General features: G+C 65.2%; 6 protein-coding genes. 2 read left to right on the forward strand and 4 right to left on the reverse strand.

Annotation, left to right across the window (positions count from 1 at the left end):
* Nucleotides 1-180: IS66 family transposase (locus LBC97_16125; GenBank protein MDR2567543.1), on the forward strand; the 180-nt coding region annotated here is incomplete at its 5' end.
* Here the strand turns inward: LBC97_16125 and LBC97_16130 are convergent.
* From LBC97_16130 to LBC97_16145, 4 genes are all read right to left on the reverse strand, one after another.
* Entirely contained in the window at nt 163-516 is a 354-nt protein-coding gene (locus tag LBC97_16130; GenBank protein ID MDR2567544.1) for a hypothetical protein, read from the reverse strand. The two genes, LBC97_16125 and LBC97_16130, sit on opposite strands and share 18 nt — an antisense overlap.
* A 181-nt stretch (nt 517-697) precedes the next feature.
* Nucleotides 698-895, reverse strand: a complete 198-nt coding sequence (locus LBC97_16135) for a hypothetical protein (protein MDR2567545.1) — start codon at nt 893-895, stop codon at nt 698-700.
* Between the two features lie 210 nt (nt 896-1,105).
* Nucleotides 1,106-2,260 carry an ISAs1 family transposase gene (locus LBC97_16140; protein MDR2567546.1) on the reverse strand — a complete coding sequence of 385 codons (1,155 nt, stop codon included), beginning with the start codon at nt 2,258-2,260 and terminating at the stop codon, nt 1,106-1,108.
* A gap of 357 nt (nt 2,261-2,617) precedes the next feature.
* Nucleotides 2,618-4,717, reverse strand: a complete 2,100-nt coding sequence (locus LBC97_16145) for an FG-GAP-like repeat-containing protein (protein ID MDR2567547.1) — start codon at nt 4,715-4,717, stop codon at nt 2,618-2,620.
* Between the two features lie 598 nt (nt 4,718-5,315).
* Between LBC97_16145 and LBC97_16150 the strand changes: the two genes are divergently transcribed.
* Nucleotides 5,316-5,815: hypothetical protein (locus LBC97_16150; GenBank protein MDR2567548.1), on the forward strand; the 500-nt coding region annotated here is incomplete at its 3' end.

Consider the following 5,815-nt stretch of genomic DNA (forward strand, 5'->3'; position numbering starts at 1 on the left):
GACCCGCGGATGGCGAAGCTCCGGATGAAAGTGTCCGGCGGGCTGCGCACCGCCGAGGGCGCCAACCAATTCGCCCGCCTCCGCTCCTACCTGTCAACCGCCGCCAAGAACGGCGTCCACGGATTCGACGCACTCACCCGCGTCTTCACCCGGCAGCCATACCTACCCCAGACCACCTGACCAGTTACGCTCGACGTCCCGCTGGATCTCCATAATCCGGTCCATGTAATGGGTCTCTTGGCGGCAGTCGTAATCAGCCAACGCCACCTCGATCTGGGACGGGTAACCCCTTAATAGCCAATCGCCGGCCTCGCCGACGGGCTCTCCGTTGGTGCCAGGCCCGCGTGTGACATCGATCGCCACTCCGGGCGACGGACGAGTCAGTGGCGCCACGTTTGAGAGGATCTGCTCCTGCCCGTCCGGGGTCGTCCTGGAAAAACGCATGCCGGAGAAGTCCATGCCCCGGGCGGTGCACTCCTCCCATTCCCTGTCCAACGCCACCGACCTGGGGTCCATGCACATCCCAACGCGTCAAGTCTGAGATCTTCGCCAGCAAGTCCCGGCATTCGTCCCGGAAGTCGCCCTCGAACGCTCACCGCTGAACAAATGGTGTCTCCGCCTGCGCTTCGCCTCGGCAACCCCTCACGGCTTGGCCGTGGCTGGCCTCCGTATTGAAATCGGGACCATACATCGCCGCTCAATACGCCTCCTCAGCAGAAGAACTCAATGCTTCCACGCAATCCGAGTTGAGCGCCTTGGTCTTGCCAACCTCCGGTTCCTGGTTCGGGAACACTTCGATCTCTCCGGCCGGTTTCGGGTCGACCCCATGCCCCCACTTGGCCACCCTGTCGCGATCTAAGTCGCGCACCGGCACCACGAGCTCGTAGGTGCCCATCAGGCCACCATGCGGCTCGTCAACCCTTGATCCGGTATGCGGCACCGGGTAATATTCAAACCCCGCCTTCCCGATACAGGACGCGACCAACTTTTCCTGCTCTTCGATCGTCTTGACTGCCTCTGCCAGCCGATCATCAAATCCCGCCGTCGGCAGTCTTATCAGCTCGCGATAGGGCCCCAGCGGAGCGAGGCCTCGGCAAAGTCGTGTTTAGTTGGCGAGGAGTAGGTTGCCGATCCGGTGGTGGTCGCGTTGGTGGTGTCTGGTGGCGGCGGCGATGTTGGCCCAGCCCAGGATCCGCAGGACTGTGATGGCGATGTTGCGCGGGACGGCCATCGTGGTCGGCCCGTTCCCGGTCCGCGCTTGCGAGCGGTCCTCGTCGGACGTGACGTCCCGGACCCAGTGGAGCCTGGTCTCCACGCCCCAGTGGCCCTGGACCCACTCGGCGACGGCGGTGGGCGGGGCTTGCGCCGGCGAGCAGATCAGGTAGGCGGTTTCGGTGGTGGTCCCGGTCTTCTGGGTGACCCGGCGGTGTGGTTTCAGCACCTGGGCCGCGCCGGGGAAGTCGACCCAGTCCGGGGCGGGAAGGGCCTGGGCCTCGCGGGTGGCGGTCCTGCCGTGGCCGTGTTCGGTTTGCCGGTGGCGGGGCGCACGCCGCCAGTCCATTCCGGCGAGGAGGGTTTTCAGGGTGGGCCGGTTGTCTTTGACGGTGAACACGTGGTGGCCGCCGCGCTCCAGGATCAGCTCGGCGGTCTCGGCCTGGGTGTGCGGGGCGTCCATGGTCACGACCACGCCGCGCAGGTCCAGCAGTCCGAGGAGCTGGCGGGCGGCGGGTATCTCGTTGGTCTTCGCGGCGACCTGGACTTGGCCTATGACCAAGCCCGTGCCGTGGGTCAGGGCCGCCACCAGGTGCGGGGCGCCGTCGGCGCCGCCCTTCGCGCCGCGCACGGTCTTCCCGTCCAAGGCGACCGCCTTTTGGCCGCCCGTCTCGTACCACCTGGCCTGCGCCCACGCGCCGAACAAGGCGGAGACCGCTTGCGGGTCCAACGCTTGGAGAACCCGCCGGATCGTCGACTCGGACGGCGCGCGCCCTTCCAGCCCGACCTGTTCCAACACCTCCCCGCCCACGTCCTGGGCCCATTCCCCGACCGCGGCCAGCGACTTCGCGCCAGCCGCGACGGCTCCCAACGCCAAAGCCAGCACGTCGGCCAACGGGTCGCGCACACCCGGCGGGCCCTCGGGCCCGACACAAGGGACAGCAAGCCGACCAGACTCGCCGCCCGCGGGGTCCCCGACCGGACCCGGGCGGCCGTGACAGGGGAAGACGCCATTGGACGCGGCCCTCAGCGATGGGTTCGGTTTCATCACCCCAGAACATCGCGGCCCAGGCCGCGTCCACCCACCAACCCCACCGGCGCGCCGCCCACCAACCCCACGACTCTGCCGAGGCCTTGCCCAGCGGAGTGTCATCTGGCAACAAAATGGGGCCTTGCGCGATAGACGCTTCCTCACCCCCGTCCGGCGCGCCCGCAGAACCATTTGCGCTCACGGAGGTGGCCGCCGGTTTGGCACGTCCTGTGCTCAGCAAACGCGCGCCTACCTCAGGCGGGAGTCCGCCCGTAGGAGCACCCTCCGCCCCAGACCTCGATGTGCTTGATCCAGCGGTGGGTCAGCGGCCCGTAATGGCCGTCGGCTGTGAGGTTCGGATTCACTGAGGCTTTCTCACCATCCGTTTCCAATTTTAGTTCCTGCCGGCGAATACCCGCCTGCTCCGTTGCCGGTGAACAAGTATAAGTCGCCACTCGAATTGTACCGGCCGATGATGTCCGGTGTGGAGCCAGCGTCAAGCGAAACGCCCCCCGACGCCAACGTCAAAGCGGTCCACCCGGACCCGACCTGCGTGTACCCGCCGAAGCCGCCGGACCCGGTCCCCGGATAGAAGAACAGCTCCCCGATCGAATTCAGGCCCAACAGATCACGTTTGCCATCCCCGTTCAAGTCGCCCGCAGCGTATGGCCTCTGAGCCGTCCACCCGGACCCGACCTGAGACTGGGTCCCAAACCCACCCGACCCGTTCCCCGGATAGAGATACAACAGGCCGGTCGAGGTGTTCCGAGCGATGATGTCATTCTTCCCGTCCCCGTTTACGTCACCCATCACCGCGGGATCATATGGCCCCCAGCCAGATCCGATCTGGGTACGCGCCGCAGCGACAAACTGCCCCCCGCCCGCGCCCCTGTACAGGTACATGTTTCCCGACGAGTCGATGGCGATGAAATCCCCCGAAACCCCGTCGCCGTCCCAATCGCCGGCCGCCAGAGCCTTGAGGGGTTGCCAACCGGAGCCGATCTGCCCGGGCGCGGTCAGCCCGTAGGTGCTTCCCGCAGTCGTGGTGCGGTACGCGATCAGTTTTCCGCCCTGGTCCACGACCACAATCTCGCCCCGGCTGTCATACGTGAAATCCGGGGAAACCATCAATTGGACGAACGGCGTTGACAGCGACTGGGGCGGCGGCGCGTTCAGACCCGGGGTCAACACCAACGACGACGTACCCGAAAGACTCAGAGCGGTGGCAATCGGGGTGAAATACATCTTGTGTCCACAGTTTTCGTCGATATCGAGTAAGATACCGCTGAGGACTCCGATGATCGAAGCATCGCCCCCCGATGCTTTTTGATACACGGGACTGCCTGAGTCACCTTTACATGCTTTGCCCGAACCGAGATCCATCTCGGCGAGGACCAAAGTATGAGCCGGTCTGGCCCCATCCGCCCCGTAGGTCACCGTATGGTTGAGGGTCGTTATGGTACCGCAAGTCTCCAGTTCGGTCTTCGCGCCAAAGAAGCACGTGTTAGCGAGGCCGATGCTGGGGGCACCTTGGCTGGTGGTGTACCTCGACGAGTTGTTGCCGATGTACACCTGCGCTACCTCTGTAGATGTTGCGGGAAAGCGTGCGACGTCGCCAGCGATGGCTGTCGTTGTTGTGTAGTAGGAGCTGTACGAGATCGATCCGATACCGGACCCGGCGAATGTCACCGCCGTGCCGGAGTCGCCGCAATGCCCGGCGGTCAACGTGTACTTCGTCCCGCCGCTGTTCTTGACCAACGCGTTTGACGTGCAGTAAGACCCACCGGGAAGGCCCACTTTCTTGCCGGCCTTGAGCGGCGTGGTTGTCAATCCGTCGGCGGGCACCACCGGCCCCCCCTCAACGACGGTCACAGATACACCTTGTTGCCCTGCGGATGAGCCATCCGCGAGCTTCACGGGCTCCGCGTTGAGACCTTCTTGAACGGTCACCACCCATTCGGCCGTCACGGCGATTTCTATCGCTCCGGACACGTATTCTGGCCGCACTATCGGCAACTGATCGAAGAACCGCTCAGCTGCGGCTGCGGCCACGGCGTCGATCACTTCCGCCTTGATCGGCCGGGACACAACATCGGCCTCTGCGACCTCGGCCAGCGCCGCAGCTATCTGACTCGCCTCGTCCGCTTGCAGTTGGTGAACGCCAACCACGAAATGGTTAGCGTCCGGGTTTACGCTGATGTCGACCAGCCTGTCGCCCAGTAGCGTTTTTGCCTCCTGTTCGAACACCGGCACCAACGCTGCCGAGATCGGGTACCCGCTCGGGGCGTCTTCCCCCCCTGTGTCGGCGGCGCCTCCCGAGCCGTCGGTGACGTCGGAGCCTGGCGCGGCGGATGTCATTGCCGCAGGGGTTATGGCGGCTTGCGCGCCGTCGTCGCTCGGCGCTATCCCGAGAGTGATGATTAGGGCGGTGGCGGCCGTCGCTGCGGCCGTTCTTTTGTTCGTGATCTTGGACATTAGTGGCCTCCGGTGCTCTGCATTGAGTCTGCTTGGAACGGGCGGGCCGACGTTGTGAAAGGGCCGGGCCGCCAAAATGGCCGTTAGGCGGTTGATCGTGGGCCGCGCCGTCATGCGTCGGGGGCGGCGGCTGGTTCGTAGATTACCGCTGAAGCTGGGGAGGGACTGGGACCCTAGTCCCCGCCACCGCGCCTATGAGAATGCGGCTTTGCCGGGGCGCGGCACCCAACGCCTGCCGAGGGCGTCTTCGCCCCGCATCGCCTGCTTGTGGCCCGCCCGGTGCCGCTCCCGAAACGGGACCCGTCAGTCTTCGGAAGGCACCTCCACATCGACCTCCCCGGTCGGGTGTCTCCGGGATACTTCGCGGTGGCGCGGTTCATGGTCCCTGTACCGAGATGTTCAAGAGCTCCGAGTTGACCATGAAGGCGGACGGCCAAGACGCCGGACCATCAATTTCGAAGGGTGTCGGCCGGGAGGAAAACCCGCGTGAAACGGCCCTTTCGTAACATCCTGTCGATAGGTCAGGCCGAACCCCGAGGTCGCTGGTTAGCACCTCCCTCACGCTGTGACCAGCCCGGCGGTCGAGTAACGTCGGGTGATGATCGGGTGCGCTGGTGGTCTGAGTTACGCTGTGCTGGTGGTGAAACCCGCCGCCCCCGGTGCTGGGCGTCTTTCGTCCTGGCCCGTGCGCGCCGCCTACGTGTATTTGCTCATCCCCGCCGTTCTTTTTCTCGCGGGCTGGCTGAAATGGTGGTGGCTCGCGCCAATCCTTGCGGGCGTGGGTTTTGGGTTCTGGCGAATGTGGGTCCAGGCACCCAAGGTGTGGGTGCCGGCTTGGAACCGTCGCACCGTCCTGGTCGGAGGGGCGGTTCTCGCGATCCTTGGATTGGGGGTCATCTTCTCCGGAATCGGAGGCATTTCCTACCAGCATTGGGACCACGCCTGGCGGAACGCCATCTTCGAGATGCTGGTGGCCCAACCGTGGCCGGTCGTGGTGGACAGCCCCCTTGGCGACATCCCTTTGACCTATTACTTCGGGTTCTGGCTGCCAGCCGCACTGGTCGGCAAGGCTGCCGGGCTGGCGGCGGGTTGGGCGGC

It is taken from the genome of Bifidobacteriaceae bacterium, from assembly GCA_031281585.1.
Classification (GTDB): Bacteria; Actinomycetota; Actinomycetes; order Actinomycetales; family WQXJ01; genus JAIRTF01.

What these genes read in the sequence shown, in the direction of transcription:
- LBC97_16130 (MDR2567544.1), bottom strand. Translation starts at nt 516, where the DNA reads ATGGACCCCAGGTCGGTGGCGTTGGACAGGGAATGGGAGGAGTGCACC.
- LBC97_16135 (MDR2567545.1), bottom strand. Translation starts at nt 895, where the DNA reads ATGGGCACCTACGAGCTCGTGGTGCCGGTGCGCGACTTAGATCGCGAC.
- LBC97_16140 (MDR2567546.1), bottom strand. Translation starts at nt 2,260, where the DNA reads ATGAAACCGAACCCATCGCTGAGGGCCGCGTCCAATGGCGTCTTCCCC.
- LBC97_16145 (MDR2567547.1), bottom strand. Translation starts at nt 4,717, where the DNA reads ATGTCCAAGATCACGAACAAAAGAACGGCCGCAGCGACGGCCGCCACC.